This window comes from Cohnella silvisoli, assembly GCF_021190915.1.
Taxonomy (GTDB): domain Bacteria; phylum Bacillota; class Bacilli; order Paenibacillales; family Paenibacillaceae; genus Cohnella; species Cohnella silvisoli.
This window is the reverse complement of record NZ_JAIOAP010000004.1, coordinates 252,524-278,027: the sequence shown is the minus strand read 5'-3', so window position 1 is coordinate 278,027 and position 25,504 is coordinate 252,524. Positions and strand designations below refer to the sequence as shown.

The window sequence follows — 25,504 nt, the reverse complement described above, 5'->3', positions numbered from 1 at the left end:
ATAGGAAGCCGCAACTTGCCCTCGAACGGGTGGCAAGTTGCGTTTTTTTGGGGTCCTCACAGCCATTTCCCCACGGATTCGAGGGTTAGATCCGCATATAATAGCCGACTCATTTGATATTCTCGAAGAACATCGGTATCCTTCAGCAAATTCCCCGTGAGTATGCACACCGCGGTTTCGTTCTTATCGATTCTTTTCTCAGCCAGCAGTTTCCGCAATCCCGCAACCGTCGCCGCAGATGCCGGTTCGCATCCGATCCCGCTCCTGTCTATGAGAGTTTTCGCCTCCATAATCTCCTCGTCCGAGACGGAGCAGGTAATCCCTTCCGTTTGCTTCATAACTTGGCGGGCTTTCCTCCAACTCGGCGGATTGCCTATGTTTAAGGCGGAAGCTATCGTCGATGGTCGGGGAATAGGCACTATTTCGCTCTCGCCTCTTGATATCATGCGATGAAAGGGACTCGCACCCTCCGCCTGAATTAACGCCACTCGAGGTATTTTATTAATCAGACCTAGTTGTCTAAGATCGTTCAAGCCTTTTCCTAGTGCTGATAAGTTGCTTAATGCTCCCCCGGGGATGACGATCCAATCGGGCATTTCCCAATTCAATCCTTGGGCGATTTCATAAATGATACTTTTCTGCCCTTCTATGCGGAGAGGATTTACCGAATTGCAAATATACATTCCAAGCTCTCTTCCATGCTTCTCGTAAAAGCGGATTCCGTCGTCGTAGGTCCCGTCGAAGCCGATAACTTTGGCACCGTAAGCCATTGTTTGAAGCACTTTATTGATTGAGATTTGTTCATTAGGAACGAGCACATACGAATTGCATTCGCCAAGCGCGGCATACATCGCCAGTGAAGAAGAAGTATTGCCTGTCGATGTGCACGTAAATCGCCTATACCCGAGAGAACGACCATGAGATACGGCGACCGTCATCCCGTTATCCTTGAATGACCCACTGGGATTCTCGCTTTGCGCCTTCAACCAAACCTTGCGGATGCCCAGCGATTGTTGAATGAGATTGGAAGCGTAGAGACCCGTATTGCCCTCATACTTCGTTATGATGTCGCTCTCCGGTAACTCCGGATAAATAAGCTCTTTGTACCGCCACACCCCGCTCGCATACGGATTCATCCGATCCGATAACCTGTGATGAAATAATATTTTCAGATGATCGGCGTCCAAATGCTTAAAATCATGAACAACCTCCAATAAACCTCCGCATGAACATCGGTAATCGAACCCGGCTTGCCCGACATGACAATCACAACAAATGAATTTCAATTGCATCCCTGCTTTCCGTTATAAGGGTTGCCCGCAACCGGTCTACAAGCTTAGAATAAGGGATATTAAATTATAAATATAATATATAATTATTAAGTAATCATAATTAATAAATATGAATGATGAGGTTGAACGTACTATGTTGAATTTGCATGCGCTTAGGCTATTCCATCACGTAGCGGAGCAAGGAAGCGTAACGAAAGCAGCCGATCAATTAAATATTAGCCAGCCAGCAGTAACATCGCAGATCAAGAAATTGGAGCGCGAGCTTGGTCTGCCATTATTGTCTCCTCTAGGTAGAGGCATTCTTCTTACGGAGGCCGGAAAGAGGTTGGCGGCGGAAGCAGGGAGATTATTTGCGCTGGAACGGAATATCGAGCAGACTATCGACGATTATATTCAAGGAAATGCGGGTAGGTTGCTCATTGCAGCCACCTATCTTCCCGCAAATTTCTTGCTGCCCGCATCGATTGCCAAATATAAGCAGCATTATCCCAATGTCGAAGTCCAATTTACGACAACAAGCTCCGCCAATGCCATTAACCTTCTACTCCGCTACGAGGCGGATATCGCGTTCATTGGCGGGGCCCGGCAATCACACCCTTCGCTTGACAGTAAGCAATGGATTGAAGACGAAATGTGGTTTGTCATCCATAAAAATCATAGGCTCGCGTCCCAAGAAACTTTATTGGCAGAAGTGATAAAAGAACCCATTGCATTCCGGGAAAAGGGCAGTTACTCCAGAGAACAATTGTTAGCCATGTGCCAACTCCATCGATTAGAGTTGCCGAAGGTCGGTTTGCAGTTGAATGGTTTTAGCGAGTTGATCCGCGTAGTATCGGAAGGCTATGGGGTTGCCTTTCTATCGGCGCTGGAGGCTCGTGAAGAGGTAGAGCGTGGCGATCTTCGAAGGATTTACGTAAAAGACGTACGATTAACTAATCCCATCTCCCTTCACCAGAGAAAAGAGGCTTTGCCGGCTCAAGCTAGACGGTTTTTAGATTTCGTTCCCGCAGGCCTTTAAAGCTTATACTGTTCATGTAAGAAATGGGTATAGACGTCCAATTCTACCCTATGCTACCATACAATTAAGATCCGGAAGCACCGGTCAATCGAAAGCAATCATTGACACGGGCGAGGGGGCCAAAGTATGGAAGAGCAGATTATGGAAGAGCCAATCATGCATAAGATTCTAGATGCCGTAATATCGCTGCAAGGCACCGTAAACATTATGCAGGTAGACATGGCTGAAATGAAAACGGATATTCGCATATTGAAGGATGATGTGCGAGGACTTAAGGATGACGTACATGTTCTTAAAGAAGATGTACGAATCCTTAAAGACGATGTGCAAGTCCTTAAGCAAGATGTGCAAGTCCTTAAGCAAGATGTGCAAGTCCTTAAAGAAGACGTGCAGGTCCTTAAAGAAGACGTGCAAGTCCTTAAGCAAGATGTACAAATCCTTAAAGAAGACGTACAAATTCTGAAGGAAGACGTACGTAAGTTAGACGTTAGACTAACAAAAATGGAAGCTCGAACAGAACGCTTGGAACAACGGATTGATACTACAATCGATTGGGTCGGCCAGATCAAGGAAGACGTAACCGAATCCAGGCTGATGCATGAAAGGCACGAGCTTTTATTAGGCGAGATTGCCATGACGCTTCTGGAGCAAACAGCAAGGAATCGTCTCGTAAAGCCGATCTAAACCTATACAAAGAAGACCGCGCAATCCGTTTCCCGGACATAGCGGTCTTCTTTTTTATCTTATAGCAAGAACATGTCTGTCAATGCCCGCGTAATCATTAACGAAACGAATCTCATTCCACATCGCGGAGGCACGAAGGAGGTTAGAGACCTCTTCGGCTTGTCCCGCTCCAACTTCCCATGCGACAACTCGCGGGAGATGTGGCAATCTCCTTAATTGGCTTGCCATCATTCGATAAGGATTCAACCCATCCTCGCCGCCATCCAACGCTAAATGAGGCTCGTGATCACGCACCTCGCGCTGCAGGCCGGGAATATCCGAGGAAGGGATATACGGGGGGTTGGATACTAGTATATCAATCTTCAATTGATCACCAATCGTACCGCCCATGAGAAACGGGGTTAGTAAATCACCCTGAATGAAGGCAATGCGATCCCCTACTCCATTACGTTCAGCATTACGACGCGCAACTTCGAGCGCATCGACCGACAAGTCGGATGCAGCAACCCGCCATTCAGACCGTTCGGCGGCCAGCGTAATGGCGAGGATTCCGCTCCCTGTGCCTACGTCGAGCACGGTGGGCTTTATCCCTTTCGGTGCAGGCCATAATCGATCCGCGATTTCCAGCACGGCTTCTGCCAATAATTCGGTTTCCGGACGCGGTATGAGCACCGAAGCCGTAACCTCGAACGCTCGACCGTGAAAATACTGCTCCCCGATTATATATTGCACGGGCTCCCCTGCCCTTTTGCGCTCCAAGAGCCCGTTCCAAGCTTCCAGCTTCGCCTTCGGGAACGGATCGCGCCAATCTCGCAGCAGCTCCGTCTTGCTTATTCCCAGCAAATAAAGAAGAAGAAGCTCCGCATCCGCGTCCGCTTCCTCTACTCCGGCTTGCCGCAAGCTGTTCGCGCCCTGACGCCAAGCACTGCCTAACGCCAGAGGCTTAAGTTCGTGTTCCAGGCTCACGCCAAGCGCCTCCTTGCTTATTTCATTTGCTCGCGTTCCAATATTTCCGCTTGTTCGGCAAGCGACAACGCTTTAACGATCTCTTCCATATCGCCATTCAGTACATATTCCAGACGGTGAAGGGTCAATCCGATACGATGATCGGTGACGCGGCTTTGCGGGAAGTTATAGGTCCGGATGCGTTCGCTGCGATCTCCGGTACCGACCTTCTCCCGGCGTTCACCCGAATACTTCGCTTCCTCTTCCTGGCGCTTCACATCCATGATCCGCGTCCTCAACACTTGAAGAGCTTTATCCTTGTTGTCGTTCTGGGACTTGCCATCCTGACAGGTGGCCACGATCCCCGTCGGTACATGAGTTACGCGAACGGCAGACTTGGTCGTATTAACGGACTGACCGCCTGCGCCGCTGGAGCAGAACGTATCTACGCGGATATCTTTGTCATGAATAACGATATCCAGTTCTTCCGCTTCCGGCATAACTACGACCGTTGAAGTCGACGTATGAATACGTCCGCCCGACTCCGTCTCGGGAACCCGCTGAACTCGGTGAGCCCCGCTTTCGTATTTCATCTTCCGGAAAGCTTCTTGCCCGCTAATCGAGAAGATAACCTCTTTGAATCCGCCGAGATCGCTGACGCTGGATTCCAACATCTCGGTGCGCCAGCCTTGGCTATCCGCATACTTCGCATACATCCGATATAACTCAGCAGCGAATAAGTTTGCCTCTTCTCCGCCTGCCGCGCCGCGGATTTCCACGACAACATTTTTACCGTCGTTAGGGTCCTTAGGCAACAGCAGAAAACGGATCCTCTCCTCAAGCTCGGTCCGACGGTTATCGAGTTCTTCGATCTCCATCTTCACCATCTCGCGCATTTCGTCGTCCAATTTATCTTCCTGCATGACTTTGGCATCCTGCAGTTGGGTTAGCACAAGCTTGTATTCTTCATAAGCGCGGTAAGCTTCCTCAAGCCCGGATTGCTCCTTGGCGTAAGTACGCAGCCGCGTCGAGTCGTTCACCACGTCGGGATCGCTAAGCAATTCGTTAAGCTTCTCATATCGATCCGCAAGTATTTGCAGACGGTCTAACACTTTTCCTCATCCTCCGTTACCCTTGTGGGCCTTCGTTCACATTCATTCGGCAAGACATACTATGAATTATTATACCACATTAAGGCTCATTCGTGCGGGAATGGAATTAATGGCAAAGAGGCGATCCCTGCACCGCTTGCAGGAATCGCCTACTTCTTTAACTCGATTTTACGTTTTACTGCGTCTATCTACATCCGTTGGAAAAACCCGACGAGCATTTTCGTATCCGGATCGAATGCCATCGTCAAAGGCCCAAGAAGCGCGTCTTGATCGGTGCTGTATCTGACTTCGATAAGGGGACCGTTCACGGCCTGAATTTCAGCCAGCTTTTTCTTCTGCGCATCCGTTACGGCTATAATGGCTGCGTTCTTCGATTCGATAATCGATACTTGAGCCTCGTCTTTCTTAGTCGTCAAGTGGGATTTCTCGCTTTCCGGTACGTTGCTCCAAGCCAACTCGCGATATTCCTGAGCGGCTGCCGGAGCTAATTTCCCAGCTATAGGCGCGGATACGACGAGATAATGAAGCGGGCTTTGCGGCGGAATGCTCTTCGTCATGATCGGGCCATAGTAAGCGGTAACTTTAGTGCCGGCCTTCAAGCTGGCAAAATCAACCGATTCGCCTTGCGAAGTTAACACGCTCGTTTCTTTGCCGGCATTTAATACAAGCGTCGGAGTTGCTACCCCGTCTTTCGTCTCGCCGAAGCGTACTTGCCAGCCATCGTCGGTTTTCTCGATCGATTGGATTACGTCTTCTTTAACCAGGCTTTCGCTGCCTACGACGATTTTGTGCGCATGGGACTGGCCCGGGAAACTCATCGCAACCATCGGACCGAACTCGGCCGTAATCCTCGTGCCTACTTTAAGGTCTTTAACGGCAAACGCTTGACCGCTCTCATCCGTCAATATCGTATCTTTGTCCGCGATGAGAATAATCCAGCTGTATTCCCCTTTGCCGAGCAGCTCGATCCGGTAGGCACCGTCTTTTTCCAAAGGATTTACGCTCACGACTACACCCATCGACTGAATGTATTTCTCCGCTTCTTCCTTCTGGCCCGTAAGCTCAATTTCTTTGCCGGCGGTATTCCAGTTCAAGTTATAGCCAAGTGCCGCTGCCGTGTCGCGTGCCGGCAAATAAGCTTTGCCGTTAATGTATACGGGGTGCAGTGTTGTATCCGTGCCGTTGACGGAAACCGCGATTTCATTATGCAATACCCCGTTGACCTTGCTTATCAAACCGCCTGCGCTTACCGCGGCAGTTGTTCCAAGTAGTCCGACTGCCGTTACGAGGATCAATAGTTTTTTCTTCTGCATGTTTTGTTTCTCCCTTCGCTTATAGCGTTATTGTTGTTTGCCTGGTTGTCAGTGTCTAAGACGCATATAAGCTCGGAAAGGTTACATTAGAATATTTTAACAAAAAAACGACTCAGCAGGAGTAACCCCCACTAAGCCGCTTCAGCAAATCGATATTATACGTTAAACAAGAAATGCATGACGTCTCCGTCAGCTACGATGTACTCTTTGCCTTCAAGGCGCGTTAATCCTTTTTCCTTGGCGGCTTTCATGGACCCGGTGCTGGTTAAATCCTCATAGGAAACGACTTCGGCGCGAATGAAGCCCCGCTCGAAATCGGTATGAATAACTGCCGCAGCCTGCGGCGCTTTCGTTCCTTTGCGAATCGTCCAAGCCCGAACTTCCTGCACGCCCGCCGTAAAATAAGTGTATAAGCCGAGCAGCTTATACGAAGCGCGGATCAAACGGTCAAGACCGGACTCGGTCAAACCCAGTTCTTCGAAGAACAGCTCTTTATCCTCGCCTTCAAGCTCGGCGATCTCCGATTCCACCTTCGCGCTAATGGAAACAACTTCCGAGCCTTCCGCAGCCGCGAACTCGCGAACCTTCTGCACGTAAGGATTGCTATCCGCATTTGCCGCTTCGCTCTCGCTAACGTTGGCAGCGTATAACACAGGCTTGATCGTCAGCAGATGAAGGTCGCGAACAAGCAGCTTCTCTTCATTAGTAAGCTCTACGCTTCTAGCCGGTTTCTCTGCTGTTAGGGCTGCATGCATGCGCTCGAGAACCTCAAGTTCCTCGGCAACTTTCTTATCGCCGCCTTTAAGCCCTTTGCGCGTGCGCTCCATCCGTTTCTCGACCGAATCGATATCCGTTAGGATTAATTCCAAATTGATGACTTCGATGTCGTTAATCGGATCGATCTTGCCCGAAACATGGGTGATGTTCTCGTCTTGAAAACAACGCACGACATGGACGATCGCATCGACTTCGCGGATGTTGGCAAGGAACTTATTGCCCAAGCCCTCTCCGCGGCTAGCGCCTTTCACAAGGCCGGCGATGTCTACGAACTCAAATGCCGTAGGCACGATCCGGTTCGGATTAACGATATCGGCGAGCTTCTGCAAACGCTCATCCGGCACTTCGACGACTCCGACATTCGGATCGATCGTGCAGAATGGATAGTTAGCCATTTCCGCTCCCGCTTGTGTAATTGCATTAAATAAGGTCGACTTTCCCACGTTGGGAAGCCCGACAATTCCGCACGACAGTGCCATTGTTCTAACACTCCTGACTCCTTGCGATCGCTGTCCGCAGGCTTCGCCAGGGCCGATCGTCAAGCTGTTCAATTCTCACGCCATTATAACGGAACTACGAGGCAACGTCCATATCTAGTCGTCACTGCTCATTGATTTTATCGGGATCTATCGCCTGCTGGGCTTCTTTAGGAACGGTTACCGCGGCGGAAAGATTAGGTTTGCTGTAAGTGCCGGCAAGCGTCTGGGTAACGGCGGATTTGTTCCCGGGCTCAAATTCAATCGTCATATCCGATTCAATTCGGTAGGAGAGCGGCCAATATCGCTCAGCATCCACGGTTAAAGCTACTTTGAGCTTCTGGATGGCAAGACTCTTCTGAATATCGGCCCCCATGCCCGACAGCCCCATCGTACTTTCCAATATTCCCGCGACGAAAGTGGTCGCTTCCGGACTAACGCCGTCATAACGAATAGTTACGACTTGTCCGCTCCGTTCGGCGGTCAGCGGGCTGCCCAGTGCTTGAATTTCTTGGAGCGCTTGCTCCGGATTAACCTGGAAATCAGACAGCGTCTTCACATTCTCGTCGGCGACTTCTTTGGATAGCTTGCTCCATTCCTCGAATTCGGGAAGATACATGTAATTGGCATCTGGGACAAGTATCATACGCAAGGTCGATTCCTCTCCATCGATATTGCTCTTTATCGTCTGATCCAACTTAAGCGGAGTTCGTTCCACGCGGCCTTGCATCGTAATTTCCACTTTGGAATGATTCTTATCATTAGCTCCGCCGCCAAGCTCCTGATTCATTTGCAACTCGAACCCGTATTTATTCATTTTCCGGGCGGCCGCCTTGGCCTTCGTTAACCACTCCAATGCATTGTCCTCTGCCGAAACTTCGGAAGGAGTTGGAGAGAGAGCTGCAGGTGATGAAGCGGACGGTTTACTTGCCTGGCATGCTGTAAGGAATATTAGAATCACGACAACAACCAATGTCAAATACGTACGAAGGCGGCTTCGATATGCTTTCAAGAAATTCATGATGAATAACCTCCTTGCGGATAACGTTGAAGAGGATTGCGCACAATGTCGATGTCGTCTAAAGGATGCGATCGATCAAGCGAAGCCTGTGCCGCGTTCGATCGTCAGAGGGAGGAGGGAATCCCGTGGAAAATAAATCGCATAAAGGCAATTACAAAGGAACGACGAATATGAAAGCTCGGAACCAAGACATGGCGTACGTCAACGATACGCTGGAGAGAACCAAGTCCGTCGCTCCCGTTCCGACGATCAAGAAGGAAACGGATTAACAACGCACAAGCGGCTCAGCCCTGAGGGCTGAGCCGCTTGTGCGTTCAGAAAAACCTAGGAATCCGTTCCTCTACGTTAACATACCCCGATGTCGAGAACAACAAAGCATAGAATTAAGTATTAACCCATGCATCCGTATCGTAACCTCTTTCTTCCCAGTAACCGATATGATCCTTATCGATCAACTCGATCCGGTCAAGCCACTTCACCGACTTATAAGCGTACATTTTCGGAACGATCAGTCTCACTGGACCTCCGTAGTCCCGATGAATCGGCTTTCCGTCATGCAGCACGGCGACCATCACGTCATCCATGTTCGCTTGCTCTAAAGTCAGCGTATCCGTATAAACTCCATCGCCGGAGTAAAACTTGACGAATTTCGCATTGGATTTCAACCCGGCTTGCTTCAGCAATGCCGAGAGGGGTATGCCTTCCCAAGTGTTTTTGTACACCGACCACCCTGTTACGCAGTGGAAATCACTCACCTGCACGGTGCGACTCAACGCGAGAAACTGCTCCCAATTCCACGTCGCCGGCTTATCGACCAAACCGTTAATCGTAAAGCTCCAAGTCTTGGAATCGAAAGTGGGCAACGGCGTCACCGTATACACGCGAAAATAACCTTTCGCCCCGCCACCGACGACATTTACCGAATCCGGCAATGGCGTTGGATTGGGAAGCATCCCGTTCGCGGCATCCGATACGTCCTTCATTCCCCCAGGCGCAGTAGATATCGTCCCTCCGGTCGCTGTCGTTAACCACCGAAAGAAGGACGGCGCAATCGCGACCGTCAACGCGGCCCCCAAAGACCATCTTAGAAACTGGCGGCGATTGATCCATGGGGTCGGCTCGGAATAAGGCACCTTAGTGTGAGCTGCCACCGAAGGCGCTTGGGTTATTGGATCGTCTATAGCATCCGTTGTTTTAATCGCTCTTCGTTCAGGCTTCTTCATCCATTTAATACGTGTAACGGAATGATAAATAATATACGGAACCCCAGCCCAAGTTAGCAGATCATGAACGATAAGCGCGCCGTTCGCCCACTCCGGAGGAAATTTACGGATTTGCCACAGCACGATGCCGGAAAGAAGCCAACCTATGAGCAGCACCATAACGAAGCTTAGATTGCCTTTTTGCTTCGGCCGTTGCCTAATTTGTTTTAGGTGGCGTTTCATCAGCGGGAGATACAGAAAGATCAGTACGCCGGAAAGGATACCGAGAATAATATGGAGTTGTTTAACGGGATTGCGAAAATGGCCACTCAACCAGCCGCGTACCGTTTCCCACGACAACAGCAGCCCGGTAATCGCCAGAATGAGTACGATCCATCCGTTCCAACGGTGCAATTCCGCCAACTGTTTGCCAAATCCCGGTTTGCGTTTACTCATGCTTGCCCCCCTTATTCGAGATGAATCCACATAACCAAATTATAGCATAAGCAAGGCCGCCCCTAAGGGGTGCCGTAATAAAAGTAATAAAAGTGCCCCTTTATCACCCTAAACTTTCCACGTTATCCCACACAAGGAAATAAGAGTACAGCTACGGCATTCCGCTGCTAACTAAATCTTATCCCACAGCATTTTCCACCGGAACATCTCGGCATCTTCTGCGTCTAACTGATTACTTAACTGCTAGGAGGTATGAATAATGCGCAGAATGTACCCGCTTCTCATTGCGGCTCTTCTCGCTCTAATATTGGCTGGCTGCGGAGCCAACTCCAATAATGGCGGAACAACCGATGTTCCGAATGCTGTTCCCGAATCCCAATCGCCCGTCGCTTCGTCCCAAGGGATTGAGCCGACCGTCACCGCTACAACTAGCAACGAAGCTTCGGCATCGCCCTCAGAGAGTAACCCATCCATAACAAAAGAGACGGATACGTCCAAAGTACCGCAAGCTCAATTGAAGGCTGCCGCCCAAGAAGTCATCGAATATCTCCGCGAAAGAGACTTAAAGTCCCTCGCCCAATGGATTGACCCGGAGCAAGGACTAAGGTTTTCTCCGTATTCGCATATCAATAAGGATACCGACCTTGTTTTCAAAGCGGATAAACTCCCTGCTTTTAAGGATGCGACCAAGCTCAAGTGGGGAACCGCGGACGGCAGCGGAGAAGCGATCGAGCTATCGTTCCGGGATTATTACGAGAAATTCGTATATAATCAGGATTACGCGGACGCACCCAACGTGAATGTCAACAAAATCGTCGGGACGGGTAATGTCGAATTTAACGGCAAAGAGGTTTATCCGAACGCCTCCTACGTCGAGTATCATTTCCCGGGCTTCGACAAGGAACTGGGCGGAATGGATTGGCAGAGCCTCGTACTCGTCTTCGTTCCCGGCGCCGCGGACGACTGGAAGCTCGTCGCGATCGTACATGGCCAATGGACAACGTAAGGTCTTCACACTAAAAAAGGTTGAGCAAGGGATATCCCCCTGCTCAACCTTTTTTAGTGCTATCCAACTATCTAACGATGAAGGCGATAAGGAACCGTCGCAATGACGACGTCCTTCTGGTTATACAGATAAGCCCGAATGAGCAAACTCGTTTGATTGTGCAAAATATTTTCCCACCAATGCTTCGTGATGAATTGAGGAATGAGCACGGTAATATGGTCGGTTTCCGCGGTTTTCCATTCTACCGTTTCGATAAAGCGAATGAGCGGCTTCATGACGCTCCGATAGCGGGAACGAAGCACGATGAGCCGGACGCCCGGATTCCATTGCTCCCATTTCTCCTCCATTTTCTGAATCTCTTCGTCATCAAAACCGATGTATACCGCCACGATGTTATCGGACAACGACTTCGCGTAACTGATGGAATTCAGCACAACGCGTGTGACGCCCGCTACGGGAATTACGATGGTGCTCCCTTTCATCTGCGGTTTATCCCGTTCGATATTAATCCGCAGCTCGTCGGCGATGTTCGTATAATGCCGGTAAATCCGCATGAAAACGAACATGACGATCGGAAGGAAGATAAACACCATCCACACCTGATGGAATTTCGTGAAAATAAAAATAAGCGAAATCGTGAGCGTCGTAATCATTCCAATGGTGTTCACGATCAGCTTGGCTGTCCATCCGGGCGGCCTCAGCTTGATCCAGCGAACCATCATGCCAAGCTGAGATAAAGTGAACGGGATGAATACCCCGATGGCATACAACGGAATGAGCTTCTCCGTATCCCCTTGGAACGCTGTGATAAGAACGGCTGACAATACGCCGAGCATAATAATGCCGTTTGAGAAACCCAAGCGATCTCCACGCACCTTGAACATATGAGGCATGAACTTATCCTTCGCCAACATAAAGGCGAGCAGCGGGAAAGCGGCATAAGCCGTGTTCGCCGCCAGGAACAATATCAAGGCCGTTACGATCTGTATGATGTAATACACCGCTCCGCGACCGAATGTAGCCTCGGCGATCTGTGAGACGACAGTAACCTTAGGATCAGGCGCGATCCCGAATCCGTACGCTAGAAAGCTGATACCAATAAACATGCTTCCCAAGATGACGCCCATCATGACGAGCGTTGCCGCGGCATTATGTTCGGCAGGTTTCTTGAAATTCGGAATCGCGTTAGAGACAGCTTCCACTCCCGTAAGAGCGGAGCAGCCGGAACTAAATGCTTTCAGCAAGATAAACAAGCTGATATTGTTGACAGCCGTCCCCAACTCCGGTACGCTCCCATGAAAGCCGGTAGTAACGAATTTTACCAATCCGCCAATGATGAGGATGAAGATCGCGATAACGAACAAATATACGGGAACTGCAAGTATCGACGCGGATTCTGTAACTCCACGTAAATTCAATATCGTCAAGAAGGCGATCATCACTAACGAGATGATGACGCGATAATCATGCAGCGACGGGAACGCGGAGGTGATAGCGTCCGTCCCGGCCGAGGAGCTAACGGCTACGGTTAGGATGTAATCGACGAGCAGCGATCCGCCGGCCATTAACCCCGTAGTCGTTCCTAGGTTATTCTTGGCGACGATATAAGCGCCGCCGCCGGAAGGATAAGCGAATATCGTTTGACGATAAGAAAGAATAAGAATGGCAAGCAACCCAAGTACGGCAATTGAAATCGGAATGGAATACCATACTGCCGCAAAACCAACCGCAACGAGCACGAGTAGGATTTGTTCCGTTCCATAGGCAACGGAAGATAAGGCATCCGAAGATAACACCGCTAGCGCTTTCAGCTTTCCCAGCTTCTCTTCTTCGATGTCTGTCGATTTCATGGGCTTACCGATTAGAAAACGTTTGATTCTGCTTACCATATGAACTTGTCGCTCCCCGAGTCCAGATCAGTTATCGTACGTATTATCTCTCGCGAACAACAAAAAACCGCAAAGAACAGGCCTCTGCGGACGCATGTAAATACATCCATCTTACACCTCTCCCTTCAACGCTTACGAGGTTAGCTGTCGGATTCGGACGGCGAGAGTCGCCCTACTTCAAAATCAATTGAAGATTCACCCCATGCGATGCTTTAACTTAGCGCCGCGCTCGGTTCCCCCGTTTTCCCAGTTCGGAAACTCAGCGATATGAACTCACTCATCATACTCTCGGACGTTTTGAACTGTAAAACCTCGATTCAGAAAAAAACAAGTCAAATTAGGCGGTAGAAGCTCTTTGGTTACGTTTACATATGCCTTATTCTTTGATTATCCTCGCGCTGCTTCTTCAAGCTATTGCAAATGACAAAACCGCCCCTCCAGCAGAGTCGTCTGCTTTGGAGGAGCGGTAATGTGATGATGACGATATTCTTAAACCGCAACCGTATGGTCTTGGCTGTGTTTTCCCCCAAACTCTCTACGATAGGCCACTACGAAGTAAGTGAGAGTCATTGCGGCGAAGAGTGCGATATAACCTAGCAAAATCCATACGTTATCCCACATGAAGGAGTAATCGCCGCTTGAGATGACGGCTTTCAGCCCAGCGACCGAATACGTCATCGGCAGCCATGCGCTCGCATTTTGCAGCCAGCTCGGAATCAATTCCAACGGGAACGTACCCGCGGAGCTGGTTAATTGGAAGATCAAGATAACGATAGCGATAAACCGTCCCGGATGCTGAAGCACCGTTACCAAAAATTGAATCAAAGCCATGAACGTTATGCTCGTAATGATGCTGAAAAGAATGAACAACGGCATGCTTTGCACTTCAAGTCCAAGCCCGTATAGCAATACGAGGTCGGCTATGATCGCTTGCACGGTACCGATGAACACCATCGTCATCAGTTTGCCGATAAACCAACTCCAGCCGCTTGTCGGCTTAATTGCCGGTTCTTTTACCGTATACACGATTGTCAGAAGAAGAGCTCCTACAAACAGGCCAAGAGAGATGAAATAAGGGGCGAAACCCGTTCCATAGTTAGGTACTTCCTTGGTTTTGACCACATTCAGATCTACAGGATTGGCGAACATATCGATGACCGAATCCCCGCCTTTAATATTGGAAGTCTTCTGAGCTGCATCGGTTAACTTGCTGGATAACTCTCCCGTTCCGTCTGTCAACGTCACTAACCCTTGAGTCATTTGCTGAGCGCCCTGATCCAGTTTGCTGGAACCGTCTACGAAGACGTTAAAGCCTTTCGACAAACTGCTTAGTCCCTGATTCAGTTGAGCTGCGCCGCCGTGAAGCTGATCTGCGCCTTTCGCCAGCTTGGCGCCGCCTGCGCTTGCCGTATTCAGCTTATCGCCGAACTGTTCAAGTCCGCCCGCCAATTGAGTCGTGCCTTTGCTTAGCTGCGCCGCGCCTGCGGAGAGCTGGTCTTGCCCTTGCTTGGCTGCGCTGAGCCCGCCTGCAACCTGTTTGCTCGCGGCTATCAATTGCTGAAAACTCGCATCGTCGGCAAGCTCTGGATGAGCTTTAGCATATTGCTCTAACCCGCCTGCCAGCCCCTTTGCCCCTGCTTCCAACTTATCGGCCCCCGCAGCTGACTGCGCAAGTCCGTCGGCAAGCTTCGTTGCGCCTATATTCGCCTGTACAGCACCTTGTTTAAGCTTGCCGCTGCCATCCGTTAATTGCGATAATCCGCTAGCCAGAGAACCCGCTCCTTGCTGCAGCTCGCTAACGCCTTTCTCGAGCTTGCCGCCGCCATCCACAAGCTTGGTGATTCCGCTCTGCATGGTAAGCGAACCCGATGCCAGCTTGTTCAGATTCGCTTCTATAAGCGCTGCGCCATTCTTAGCGCTGTCGGTGCCCACGGCGATTTGGCTCGCACCATCGCTAGCTTTGCTTAAGCCGTCCGCCAACGTTTGAATCTGGTCAAATACAGTGTGCGTATAGGCCTTCGTCACTTCTCTGCTCAGCTCGTTCTTCATTTTCTCGATAGCCGTATTTCCGATTTGCGCCGCCAAGAAGTTGAAGCTTTCATTGGGCATGAATACGATTTGGGCCGGAGTTGGCTGTTCGGACGTTAAAGTCGTCGTCTTAGCCGAGAAATCCTCCGGGATCTCGATCGCCATGTAATACGTATTATTTTTCAAGCCTTCCTCTGCCTGCGATTTGCTGACAAAGCTATATTCGAAATTGCTGCCTTCCTTCAGCTTTTCCGTGAAATCCTGGCCGACATGCATGGAATTGCCTTCGTATACCGTACCTTGATCCGAATTGACTACGGCAACCGGCAAGTCATCCAGCTTGGCGTAGGGATCCCAGAAGGCACCGAGGAACATCGCGCTGTATAATACCGGAACCATGAGTACCGCCAGCACCGGAATAAGTACTTTCGGGTTGCGGCCAATCCCTGCCATTTCTTTAACAAACTGCTTGAACCCTTTCATGATCAACACTCCTATACGTTATGACTATTTTGTTCATTTGGTCAATTTATTTCATAAAAAGAATGGTTACGCCGCCGCAAAACCATCTACACGACGGCCAATCCCTTCATTAAGTAAAGTTGGAACAGCTCGGTAATTTTTTCCTTCTCAAGCGGAGCATGCGATTTCTGCCATTCCGAAGCCAATGCGAGATACAGCTTGAGCATGACGAATGCCGTGACTTCAGAGTCGCAAGGCTTGAGCTCTTGCTTGTCGATTGCCGTCTGAATCTTAACTTGGATGTAGGACACGATCGCGCCTTCCAGTTTGTTCAGACCTTCGATCGCTTTCGGCGTCCCCATATCCCTGACTTCTTGGGCCATCTTAATGGCGAGTTGGTGTTTCTCCCGAAAATCGAGAATTTGATACAGTATGCGATTCAAGTTATCGAAAAAAGTCCGGTCCGCATCATACTCCTCGTCCGCCACCAGCTTCATCTCTTGAATCAGGCGGTTCATGATTTCGTCGAACAACTCTTCCTTATTGGAAAAAAACGTATAAATCGTACCTTTTCCGACATTGGCAAGCTTAGCGACTTGATCCATCGTCGTAGCCTTATATCCGAACAAAGCGAACGATTGCGACGCCGCATCCACGATCAGTTTTCTTCGATCAATGAGCATTCAGGCATCTCCTTTCAATACAAAGTGACTAAAATTCATTATTGGTCATTCGGTCAAAATGATCATATCACGTTCGATTAGCGTTTGCAACAACGAATTAAAAAACACCGCAAACCCTCATAAAGAAGGCTTGCGGTGTTCCACGTCCAACTTTATTCTTACAGTTGGTTTTGGATTTTCGCTTGCAGGGAAGCTTTGCTTTGCAGTCCAACGAGCTTATCAACCGGCTGTCCGTCTTTGAACAGAATCAGCGTAGGAATGCTCATGACTCCGAATTGGCTTGCGAGCTCGGGCTCTTCGTCAACGTTAACTTTCGCGATCGTTGCCGTGCCTTTCAATTCCTCGGACAGCTCTTCAACGATAGGAAGCTGCATTTTACAAGGTCCGCACCAAGGTGCCCAGAAATCCAGCAAGGAAACTCCTTGCGCTACATTTTCAGCGAAGTTGTCTTTCGTGACTACGACTGCCATGTGACATCTCTCCTATCCAAATTTAACTAATGTATTAAACCCTATGATGATCGGGTAATCCTAACTACCCGCTCCACCCCAAGTACAATCACTTACTTGATGCTTACGCTTTCGCCATGGCGGTTAGTCTAGACAGCATCTGACCGATGGTAATCGACTCGAAATACGTCTCCAACTGCTGATCAGCTCCGCAGAAAACGGAATTCATGACGTCCCCCATGTTGGAGCCCACCAAACAATCCGATGTCGGATCTCCGCTGCACCAACTTGGAGCAAGCGATCCCGCTGTCAAAGCGCGATAAACATCCGCCAAAGTCACCTCGCCCGGTTCCTGCGAAAGCTTATAGCCGCCTCCGGAACCTTCCCGTGTATCCACAAATCCATTCTTGCGCAAGCAACTCATGACCTTGCGAACGCGAACCGGATTCGTGCACACGTTGGTTGCGATTTCTTCGCTTGACGCCATGCCGTCAGGACGATGCGCCAGGAGTACAAGGCTGTGGACAGCTATGATGAATTCACTGTTCATAACGAGCGCCGCCTCCTTGGTGGTACTGTAATAATATCAGTTACAGTTAAGGTTGTCAAGGGGCTCCCCATCTTGTATTATTTCAAGCTCGGTTCTCCTTTATCCGAGTACCATGGCCTAGAAATCAATATGATCCGGATCGGCACCGAAGCGCTGATCTTCGTTAAGTCCGTCGATCCGGTTCATATCCTCAGGCTCCAACTCGAAGTCGAACAAATCGGCATTCTCGCGTATGCGCCCTTCCTGAGTCGACTTCGGAATGGTCACGACGCCAAGCTGAAGATGCCATCTAAGGACGATTTGAGCCGAAGTTTTGCCGTACTTAGCCGCCAATTGCTGGATAAGCGGCAAGTCTAAACGGCCCTGCATAAGCGGTCTCCACGATTCGAGCTGAATCCCTTCCTTGCGGCAGAAGGCAAACAGCTTCTTCTGCGTAAGCAAGGGATGCATTTCCACTTGGTTGACCATCGGTTTAATCCGGCAGCTTCCCATCAAATCCTCGAGATGGTGAATATTGAAGTTGCTGACGCCGATCGCTCGCACAAGCCCTTGATCGTACAGTTCCTCGAGCGCGCGGTAAGTTTCTTTGTATTTTCCTACGACTGGCCAATGGACCAAATACAAATCGGCGTAATCCATTTCCAGCCGATCAAGGCTGTTACGAAAAGCTTTAAGCGTGTTATCGAAGCCTTGCTCGTCGTTCCATACTTTAGTCGTGACGAAAATCTGCTCGCGCGGAATGCCCGAAGCCCTTACCGCACGGCCGACACCTTGTTCGTTGCGGTACATCGAAGCCGTGTCGATGCTGCGATAGCCTGCTTGCAATGCGGCTAATACCGCATTTTCCGTTTCTTGGCCATCCTTGGCACGCCATACGCCTAAACCAAGGCACGGCATTTCTATTCCGTTCAGCAGCTCCACCGTCGAATTTATCGTTAAAGACATCTCCAAATCCTCCTTCGTCGGTCTATTTTGCATGTTTTCCCATTTTATCACGAGAGGTTGCGCTCCGCACGTTGAATGCCGGTATGTTCTCTGCCATACTAGGGGAAACAAATTATGAGTCCAGAGGTGATTCCGATGAAAATCGATGTCTATTCCGATATGGTGTGCCCATGGTGCCGGATCGGTAAAAAAAATATGAGCGATGCGATCGAAGCTTGGAACGAATCGACGGGGCAGACGGTCGAAGTCAAATATCATGCATATCAACTTGATCCTAAACTCCCGCCCGAAGGCTTGCCATTCAACAATGTGATGGAGAAAAAAATGGGCGGGGCCGAACGCCTTAGGCCTATGCTTCAGAGGGTGACCGATGCGGGAGCCGCGGTTGGCGTTACCTTTAATTTCGACAAGGTAGAGCGCATGCCGAACACCGTGCTGGCGCACCGGATCACGGCGCTGCTGCCGGAAGAAGATGAGGTTTACTGGCTGGACGCGGTGATGAAAGCTTATTTCGAAGACGGTCGGGATATCGCCAAGCTAGACGTTCTGATGGATATCGCCGCTGAACTCGGACTTGACGCCGACGAAGCGCGACGACTTCTTGAGGCGGGAGAAGGCCTCGACGATATCAAGCAGGACCAGGCATCCGCCCAAGCGCTCGGCATCAGTGGAGTTCCGTTCTTCATCATTAACAATAAATTCGCGCTGTCCGGCGCTTATCCGTCCGCGCAGTTTCTCGAAGCATTCAAGAAAATCTCTCAAGAGAGCTGAGTCGCTAATTTTTCTTCCGTTACTGTGCGCAACGTCTGCAGGAAAACCTCTATCGTCCGGGTACGAAGATCGCCGTTACGCAGCAGGATGTGAAAGCTTCTTGTAACGGGAAGCCCTTCTATATTCAGTACTTTCAAGGAGCCGAGCCCGAGTTCTTTGCGTAGCGCCCAGCGTGACTGCAAAGTAACTCCGAGCCCAGCTTCTACCGTTTCTTTGATCGATTGCGTGCTTCCCATTTCCATTAAACGCGTTGGATTCAGAGTAAGCATCGCGAACATTTTATCGGCAGCCGCCCTTGTCCCCGAGCCCTGTTCCCTCACAAGCCACGTCTGCTCCTCTAGAAGAGCCAGCGGTATCCGGGATTGACTCGCAAGAGGGTGCAGCGCTCCCGCGGCCACAACCATTTCGTCCTCAGCTAATTTCTCCACGACGAGACCCGTTCCGATTTCCTCGCCTTCCACGATACCGACATCCAATACGCGATTGTGAACCTGCTCCGCTATGTCCGCCGTATTGCCGATCGTCACAGCCGGACGAATATCGGGAAAATTCGTATTCAGACGCGCTAGAGTCAGCGGCAGTACATACTCCCCGAACGTATAACTGGCCCCAATAGATAACGGACCACCCGTATAGTGCATCAATTCACTTACCATCTCTTCCATCTTACGATATAAGCCCGCGATTTCCTTCGCATGATGCAGCACGATTTCTCCCGCTTTGGTGAGAGCGACGGACTTATTATTGCGCTCAAGCAACCTAACCTTTAGCCGCTCCTCCAGAGCGCGAATATGCTGACTAACTGCAGGCTGCGTCATATGCAGCCGCTCCGCTGCGCGGGAGAAGTTGCGCGTATCCGCTACGGCAGCGAAAACGAGCAGAGAATGATCCATGCGCGTTACCCCCTCATTTATAAGTTATTTATTATGATTAATATAATTATAATTAATTTTTCTTATTATTAAAACCGGCGTATGCTGAAGGTAACAGAGGAAGTCTTATCCGGCTTCTTTTACAGCTAACAGTATCGGAGGAATCAGACATCATGCTAGCCAAAATAACTCCCCCAACGACCGCCGCTCTTCCCGCATTGCCAGCTCGAATATACGGCGTTCTATTGACTTTATTACTCGCGCTTGCCGGGTGGGGTTTGTCTTTACTTCCTGGGTTGGAACGACTCGGTCCGCTGGCGTGCGCCTTGCTTCTAGCCCCCGCTTACAGACACCGATTCGGATACCCGAGCGCGATTACCAGCGGCATCCGCTTCTCTTCCGCAACGTTGCTGCGCCTTGCCATTATTCTTTTCGGACTTAAGCTTAACATTGGAGACTTACTGCAGCAGGGTCTCCCTTTACTAGCACGAAGCTGCGGAACCGTTGTCTTTGGTCTCGCAGCGGTTATGGCGCTAGGACGTTTGTTTCGCGCGGATCGCAAGTTGACGATGCTGCTTGCGATCGGGACCGCGATCTGCGGAGCCGCGGCCATAGCCGCCGTATCGCCGCTGCTTAAATCCAAAGACGAGGATACCGCCATTAGCGCCGGGTTGATCGCCTTGATCGGAACCGTATTCGCACCGGCGTATACGCTTATTCAACCCTGGTTACCTCTAAATACTGCTGCCTATGGGATCTGGTCTGGGCTTACCTTACACGAAATCGCGCATGTCGCGATGGCCGCCGCACCGGCAGGGTCGGATGCGTTAGCCGATGGACTGCTTACTAAGCTGTGCCGCGTAGCCTTGCTAGTGCCGCTGTGCATCGGAATATTGAGCTTGGCAAAGCTTCGTGGCCGTTCGAAAACGACTGAAGCGGGAAATTCGAGAGTGAATGCGGTGACCAAGTTCCCATTTCCTTGGTTCTTGCTTGGTTTCGTCGCTATGAGCCTATTCGGGAGTTACGTTGTTCCCGTTATTCTGCCCGAGCCCGCCATGCTATTACACGGTTTATCGATAGTAACTACGCTGCTGCTCGGAATGGCCATGGCGGGCCTCGGGCTGAACGTTAGTCTACGAGATTTTCGTACCCGCGCCCTTCGCCCATTCACGGCCATGCTCATTGCTTCCCTGCTGCTGTCGATTCTAACTTACATGTCTTTGTAATATAGGGCCTTACTTACTGTGCCTTTCGATCCGCAATAGCCCGAGCGATCCAGACTCCGGCTGCGCCGGCTTGGGCTAAGCCACGAGTAACCCCAGCACCATCGCCGCCACAGTATAGCCCGGAAATTTCCGTCTCCAGCGTCTCGCTAAGCTTAGGACGCGCCGAGTAAAACTTCGCCTCAACGCCATAGAACAACGTGTGCTCGGAGGCGATACCCGGCGTTACCTTATCGAGCGCTTCGACCATTTCGATCAAGCTTTTCATCGTATTGTAGGGCAGCACCAAACCGAGATCTCCCGGCACCGCTTCATGTAACGTCGGCTCGATAAACCCTTCCTTGATGCGCCCTGCCGTTGAACGTCGTCCGCGAATAATATCCCCGAACTTCTGCACGATGACGCCGCCGCTCGAAAGATCGTTCGCCCGTTTGCAAATTTCTCGCGCGTACTCGTTCGGCTTATCGAACGGGTCCGTGAATTTATGGGAGACGAGCAGCGCAAAGTTCGTATTGGACGAGCCGAGCGCCGGATCCTTAAATGCATGACCGTTCGCCGCCATGACCCCGCTATGATTTTCGACAACGACATGACCCGACGGGTTGCTGCAGAACGTTCTCACTCGAGTGCCTACGGACGTATTGAATACGAATTTACCTTCGTACAAATGCTCGTTAATTTCTCGCATAACCACATCGGAAGTCTCCACCCGAACACCCACGTCGACTTGGTTGTTCACCATAGCGAGCCTTCGGCGTTTCAGAACATCCGCCAGCCACGCAGAACCATCCCGGCCCGGAGCGACCACAACGGTATCCGCTTCGATCTCTTCGCCGTTCTTGAGCGTTATCCCTCGTACTCGATGGGTTCCATTTTCTTTTACCGTCAGCAGATCCGCGACTTCCGTCTTATAACGCATGTCGATGCGGCTTTCCAAATATACGTAGATGGATTTCAAAATCTCCAAGTTCTGCTCCGTGCCCAGATGCCTCACTTGCGCCCTCAGCAGCTTTAACCCCGCCGCATAACCTCTATGCTCTATGTTTCTTACAAAATCGGTGGTCGGATCGGTCAGATTTAACGTTGCTCCGTGCTCCAAATTGATTTCATCCACGTATCGGATTAAGTTCAACACCTGAGAAGGAGCTAAGTAATCCGTCAGCCATCCGCCGAACTCTGTCGTAATGTTGAATTTACCATCGCTATATGCGCCTGCGCCTCCGAAACCAGCCGTAATCGAACACGCGGGCAGACAGCCGGCGAATTCTTTTTTCCCGGCGGGCGGCGGGCAGAGCTCGATTTTATTTTCCAGGATGGGACAGTGGCGATGTTTGATGTCATGCCCCTTGTCGACCAGCAATACCTTCAGATGTGGGGAAGTTCTCGTTAACTCGTAACAAGCGAAAATACCGGTCGGACCGGCTCCAACCACGATAACGTCATACATGCTCATCCGTATATCTCCTCCTGATTTCCTTCAGCGTGCGGAAAATATAAAAAATTCCCGACGTAGAAGGGTGTGGTTATCCCACATCCCCTCGTAGTCGGGAATTTAAGGTTCCCGGTAGAGACCCCCAGCCCATATTGCCGAGGATATACGAATGGATGAATCGTTGTAACAATCATTTTCATTATGTAGAGTAATTGATATTGGCGTACAAGTCAATGGGATGTCGTCTTTAACATTCGGTTATAAATTCATATATAATTTCATCGCATACATTTATGTGCATTTTTATCATCATTTCCGAACATTAATTCCGCCAACCTCCGCATATATGCAAATTCTTAACCGAGTCGCATAATTCCACCACTTATTTTTGAGAATAGCGGCCGTGGCGGGGAGTTGTTCTAAATACTCGAGTAATTCGTGTGTGACAGGAACTTTCGGCGGGAGTTGTTCTAATTATCCGAGTAATTCGTGCGTAGTAGAGGCTTGCGGCGGGAGTTGTTCTAATTATTCGAGTAATTCGTGCGTGGCATTGGCTTGTGGAGGGAGTTGTTCTAAATATTCGAGTAATTCGTGCGTGGCAGGGACTTTCGGCGGGAGTTGTTCTAAATATTCGAGTAAATCGTGCGTGGCAGGGACTTTCGGCGGGAGTTGTTCTAATTATCCGAGTAATTCGTGTGTGACAGGGACTTTCCGCGGGAGTTGTTCTAATTATTCGAGTAATTCGTGCGTGGCAGGGACTTTCGGCGGGAGTTGTTCTAATTATTCGAGTAATTCGTGCGTGGCAGGGACTTTCGGCGGGAGTTGTTCTAATTATCCGAGTAATTCGTGCGTGGCAGGGACTTTCGGCGGGAGTTGTTCTAATTATTCGAGTAATTCGTGCGTGGCAGGGACTTTCGGCGGGAGTTACTCGGTTTCATCGATGGGCCAACACGCTCCGCGGAGACACTTTCTTAACCTCCACGGAACAGCTTACACAGATTTACGTTAACCAACCTAGTTCTTGGGCCCACCCCATTGGTTCCCCCATCGTGCCCACCCCATCATTTTACCCCGTCTCAGCCAGCCTAACGTCCACCGTCACCTGAAGCGACTGTCCAGAAGTCCCCCTGTAAATCCCTTTCACAGGTACGATATCCGTATAATCCCGCCCATGACCTAGCTTCACGTATCGCCAATCGATCAAATTGTTGTTCGTCGGGTCGATCCCCTGCCAGCCGACTCCCGGAATGTACACTTCGACCCAAGCATGCGAAGCCTGCTCGAAATCCGCGTCCCGGCCCTGAAGATCGCCGACAAAATGATAACCGCTCACATACCGGGCAGGCACCCCGCGCAGCCTGCAAACCGATAGCAGCAAATGAGCGAAATCCTGGCATACTCCCGTTCCGATTCCGATCAGTTCGTCCGCCGTCGTGTGCACGCCGGTAGAATAAGGTTTGTATTCAAAGTCGCCATAGATCGCGCTGGCCGCATATCGGATAAATCCGAACACCCCATCTTCTTCGCCTCGAATGCCATTTGCGTATGCCTCTACTGCCGGGTGAAATGTCGCATAAGCGGACGGAAGCAAATATTCCGCATACCCGTCAATAAAGTCCGCGCTCCGCAGTCGATCCCATGATTGCTCCGGTCCCCATGCCGCCTTCCAAACGACATCCCGATCCCGAGTGACGACGGTTGAATGGGAAGTAATCGTAAGCTCCCGATGCGGGGCGTTAGCCGTAAAAGAATGGACGCGATTGCCGAAATAATCCTCATAGGACAGCAACTGCACATTCGGCTCGATAATAAGGCGATGCTGATAACAGGCCTGCCGCTCATCCGTACGAGGCGTCAGCCGAATTTCATTGACACTGTCCGTCACGGACGAGTCGTAGCGGTATTTGGTCACGTGGCATATATCGAGCTTCATGCGATAACCTCCTGTCCAGGGGAAAAAAAGGTCTTGGCAACCGCTTCGCCAAGCTGTCTGTTCGTATGGAGCAATTGCTGCAAGACCGCGGTTAAAGTTTCCATCGTAATATCGTTGCGATCCAACCAGCCAAGCTCGGACCGCGCTTTGCCCGCGAGCCGAATCATCCGTTCGAGACCGGAGCTCGACCTATCGGACTGCCCGCGCATCGCCTTCAAGTGCTGCTCGAAGGTCGCGAGCGCGAAATGAACCGAGCGGGGGAACGTTTCCTGAAGCACGAGAAACCTCGATATTTCCTCCAAGGACAACTCTTCAAGATCCAACCTGCGAAACGCTTCATAGCCGCCGACCGACTTCAGCACCGCCATCGTATAGGCGTAGGAGGCTTTACGTTTCTCCGGTGCAATATTGCTGACAGACTGCAGCAGTCTGACGACATTTTCCGATCGTTCCAAATATCTCCCGCTCTCCAGCATATGCCACGACTCATCCCTCAGCGATATGGACACCGCCGTTCCCTGGAAAGCCGCGAGGCCCTCCTTCACCCGTTGGAAAAAACGATGCGGCGATTGCTGCATGACCTCTTCGAGCTGAACTCCCTTCAGCCACAAGTAGAAGCCGTTAAGCAAGTTCCATAACTCGGAGGGAAGCTGCTCGCGGATTTTTTTCAGATTATCGCGGGCTTGCGCGACGCAAGACAGAATAGAATTGTCCTGCGTGAGGTCCAAGGTAAGGAAGTAAAGCACGTCGTGCTCCCGGTAAGCGTCATGCCGCTCCTCGTACAACTTGCAATCTCCGATGGCCTCGGCAATCCGTTTCCAGACCGCTTCCGCCTCCCCGCTGCCTTCCTCGCGCAAATGATAATAAACGTCCAGAAGCCGGGCATGATTTTCCGCGCGTTCGGTGTACCGTCCGATCCAGAACAACGATTCCGCTATGCGATCCAACATAAGGCTCCACTCCTT

The 25,504-nt window shown here is 50.5% G+C and carries 23 protein-coding genes and 2 riboswitches; of the genes, 6 read left to right on the top strand and 17 right to left on the bottom strand.

The annotated features are described in order from the left end of the window. Positions 1 to 56 precede the first annotated feature (56 nt). Positions 57 to 1,286, bottom strand: a complete 1,230-nt coding sequence (thrC, locus tag K7P76_RS10430) for a threonine synthase (RefSeq protein ID WP_373692369.1) — start codon at positions 1,284 to 1,286, stop codon at positions 57 to 59. A gap of 139 nt (positions 1,287 to 1,425) precedes the next feature. On the opposite strand from thrC, the gene K7P76_RS10425 reads away from it, so the two are divergent. Both K7P76_RS10425 and K7P76_RS10420 read left to right on the top strand, forming a co-directional pair. Further along, entirely contained in the window at positions 1,426 to 2,310 is an 885-nt protein-coding gene (locus K7P76_RS10425) for a LysR family transcriptional regulator (RefSeq protein WP_232185235.1), read from the top strand. Positions 2,311 to 2,436: 126 nt separating this feature from the next. Then, positions 2,437 to 2,994 carry a hypothetical protein gene (locus tag K7P76_RS10420; protein ID WP_232185234.1) on the top strand — a complete coding sequence of 186 codons (558 nt, stop codon included), beginning with the start codon at positions 2,437 to 2,439 and terminating at the stop codon, positions 2,992 to 2,994. A gap of 54 nt (positions 2,995 to 3,048) precedes the next feature. Here the strand turns inward: K7P76_RS10420 and prmC are convergent, their stop codons facing one another. The 5 genes from prmC to K7P76_RS10395 all read right to left on the bottom strand — a co-directional run bounded on the left by prmC (position 3,049) and on the right by K7P76_RS10395 (position 8,638). Next, complete coding sequence (gene prmC, locus K7P76_RS10415; RefSeq protein WP_232185233.1) at positions 3,049 to 3,960, bottom strand: peptide chain release factor N(5)-glutamine methyltransferase; 912 nt, start codon at positions 3,958 to 3,960, stop codon at positions 3,049 to 3,051. A gap of 17 nt (positions 3,961 to 3,977) precedes the next feature. Next, complete coding sequence (gene prfA, locus K7P76_RS10410; RefSeq protein ID WP_232185232.1) at positions 3,978 to 5,051, bottom strand: peptide chain release factor 1; 1,074 nt, start codon at positions 5,049 to 5,051, stop codon at positions 3,978 to 3,980. A 188-nt stretch (positions 5,052 to 5,239) separates the two neighbouring features. Next, a complete protein-coding gene (locus tag K7P76_RS10405) occupies positions 5,240 to 6,364 on the bottom strand; it encodes a stalk domain-containing protein (RefSeq protein ID WP_232185231.1) in 1,125 nt (374 codons plus the stop codon). A 155-nt stretch (positions 6,365 to 6,519) separates the two neighbouring features. Next, positions 6,520 to 7,620, bottom strand: coding sequence for a redox-regulated ATPase YchF (gene ychF, locus K7P76_RS10400; protein ID WP_232185230.1), 1,101 nt, complete (start codon positions 7,618 to 7,620; stop codon positions 6,520 to 6,522). A 121-nt stretch (positions 7,621 to 7,741) separates the two neighbouring features. Then, on the bottom strand, positions 7,742 to 8,638 hold the full coding sequence (locus K7P76_RS10395; protein WP_232185229.1) for a DUF6612 family protein: 897 nt from the start codon (positions 8,636 to 8,638) through the stop codon (positions 7,742 to 7,744). A gap of 125 nt (positions 8,639 to 8,763) precedes the next feature. On the opposite strand from K7P76_RS10395, the gene K7P76_RS10390 reads away from it, so the two are divergent. After that, positions 8,764 to 8,907 carry a hypothetical protein gene (locus K7P76_RS10390; RefSeq protein ID WP_232185228.1) on the top strand — a complete coding sequence of 48 codons (144 nt, stop codon included), beginning with the start codon at positions 8,764 to 8,766 and terminating at the stop codon, positions 8,905 to 8,907. Positions 8,908 to 9,021: 114 nt separating this feature from the next. On the opposite strand, the gene K7P76_RS10385 is transcribed toward K7P76_RS10390, so the two are convergent. Then, positions 9,022 to 10,296: a molybdopterin-dependent oxidoreductase gene (locus K7P76_RS10385; protein ID WP_232185227.1), complete on the bottom strand. Its 1,275-nt coding sequence runs from the start codon at positions 10,294 to 10,296 to the stop codon at positions 9,022 to 9,024. 259 nt (positions 10,297 to 10,555) lie between these two features. Here K7P76_RS10385 and K7P76_RS10380 point away from each other — a divergent pair, with 259 nt between their 5' ends. Continuing rightward, complete coding sequence (locus tag K7P76_RS10380) at positions 10,556 to 11,302, top strand: hypothetical protein (protein WP_232185226.1); 747 nt, start codon at positions 10,556 to 10,558, stop codon at positions 11,300 to 11,302. Between the two features lie 71 nt (positions 11,303 to 11,373). On the opposite strand, the gene kimA is transcribed toward K7P76_RS10380, so the two are convergent. The 6 genes from kimA to K7P76_RS10350 form a co-directional block, all read right to left on the bottom strand. Further along, on the bottom strand, positions 11,374 to 13,191 hold the full coding sequence (kimA, locus tag K7P76_RS10375) for a potassium transporter KimA (protein WP_232185225.1): 1,818 nt from the start codon (positions 13,189 to 13,191) through the stop codon (positions 11,374 to 11,376). A gap of 114 nt (positions 13,192 to 13,305) precedes the next feature. After that, positions 13,306 to 13,466: riboswitch (cyclic di-AMP (ydaO/yuaA leader) on the bottom strand. Positions 13,467 to 13,680: 214 nt separating this feature from the next. Then, positions 13,681 to 15,702: a YhgE/Pip domain-containing protein gene (locus K7P76_RS10370; protein WP_232185224.1), complete on the bottom strand. Its 2,022-nt coding sequence runs from the start codon at positions 15,700 to 15,702 to the stop codon at positions 13,681 to 13,683. An 86-nt stretch (positions 15,703 to 15,788) separates the two neighbouring features. After that, positions 15,789 to 16,364: a TetR/AcrR family transcriptional regulator gene (locus tag K7P76_RS10365; RefSeq protein ID WP_232185223.1), complete on the bottom strand. Its 576-nt coding sequence runs from the start codon at positions 16,362 to 16,364 to the stop codon at positions 15,789 to 15,791. 158 nt (positions 16,365 to 16,522) lie between these two features. Beyond that, positions 16,523 to 16,834: a thioredoxin gene (trxA, locus tag K7P76_RS10360; protein WP_232185222.1), complete on the bottom strand. Its 312-nt coding sequence runs from the start codon at positions 16,832 to 16,834 to the stop codon at positions 16,523 to 16,525. 103 nt (positions 16,835 to 16,937) lie between these two features. Then, on the bottom strand, positions 16,938 to 17,363 hold the full coding sequence (locus tag K7P76_RS10355) for an RrF2 family transcriptional regulator (protein WP_232185221.1): 426 nt from the start codon (positions 17,361 to 17,363) through the stop codon (positions 16,938 to 16,940). Positions 17,364 to 17,480: 117 nt separating this feature from the next. Beyond that, positions 17,481 to 18,308, bottom strand: a complete 828-nt coding sequence (locus K7P76_RS10350) for an aldo/keto reductase (protein WP_232185220.1) — start codon at positions 18,306 to 18,308, stop codon at positions 17,481 to 17,483. Between the two features lie 114 nt (positions 18,309 to 18,422). Here K7P76_RS10350 and K7P76_RS10345 point away from each other — a divergent pair, with 114 nt between their 5' ends. Next, the gene (locus K7P76_RS10345) at positions 18,423 to 19,079 is read left to right on the top strand and encodes a DsbA family oxidoreductase (protein WP_232185219.1); all 657 of its coding nucleotides are present in this window, start codon (positions 18,423 to 18,425) and stop codon (positions 19,077 to 19,079) included. Here K7P76_RS10345 and K7P76_RS10340 read toward each other — a convergent pair. Continuing rightward, positions 19,067 to 19,972 carry a LysR family transcriptional regulator gene (locus K7P76_RS10340; RefSeq protein ID WP_232185218.1) on the bottom strand — a complete coding sequence of 302 codons (906 nt, stop codon included), beginning with the start codon at positions 19,970 to 19,972 and terminating at the stop codon, positions 19,067 to 19,069. The two genes, K7P76_RS10345 and K7P76_RS10340, sit on opposite strands and share 13 nt — an antisense overlap. 152 nt (positions 19,973 to 20,124) lie before the next feature. Here K7P76_RS10340 and K7P76_RS10335 point away from each other — a divergent pair, with 152 nt between their 5' ends. Next, entirely contained in the window at positions 20,125 to 21,177 is a 1,053-nt protein-coding gene (locus K7P76_RS10335) for a YeiH family protein (protein WP_232185217.1), read from the top strand. 13 nt (positions 21,178 to 21,190) lie between these two features. Here K7P76_RS10335 and K7P76_RS10330 read toward each other — a convergent pair whose 3' ends face one another. From K7P76_RS10330 to K7P76_RS10320, 3 genes are all read right to left on the bottom strand, one after another. Beyond that, a complete protein-coding gene (locus tag K7P76_RS10330) occupies positions 21,191 to 22,627 on the bottom strand; it encodes an NAD(P)/FAD-dependent oxidoreductase (protein WP_232185216.1) in 1,437 nt (478 codons plus the stop codon). Between the two features lie 68 nt (positions 22,628 to 22,695). Further along, a riboswitch (purine riboswitch) is annotated at positions 22,696 to 22,795 on the bottom strand. Between the two features lie 877 nt (positions 22,796 to 23,672). After that, positions 23,673 to 24,539 carry a transglutaminase family protein gene (locus tag K7P76_RS10325; RefSeq protein WP_232185215.1) on the bottom strand — a complete coding sequence of 289 codons (867 nt, stop codon included), beginning with the start codon at positions 24,537 to 24,539 and terminating at the stop codon, positions 23,673 to 23,675. Then, complete coding sequence (locus K7P76_RS10320; RefSeq protein WP_232185214.1) at positions 24,536 to 25,489, bottom strand: alpha-E domain-containing protein; 954 nt, start codon at positions 25,487 to 25,489, stop codon at positions 24,536 to 24,538. Before K7P76_RS10320 ends, K7P76_RS10325 begins: the two co-directional genes overlap by 4 nt. Between the last annotated feature and the right edge of the window lie 15 nt (positions 25,490 to 25,504).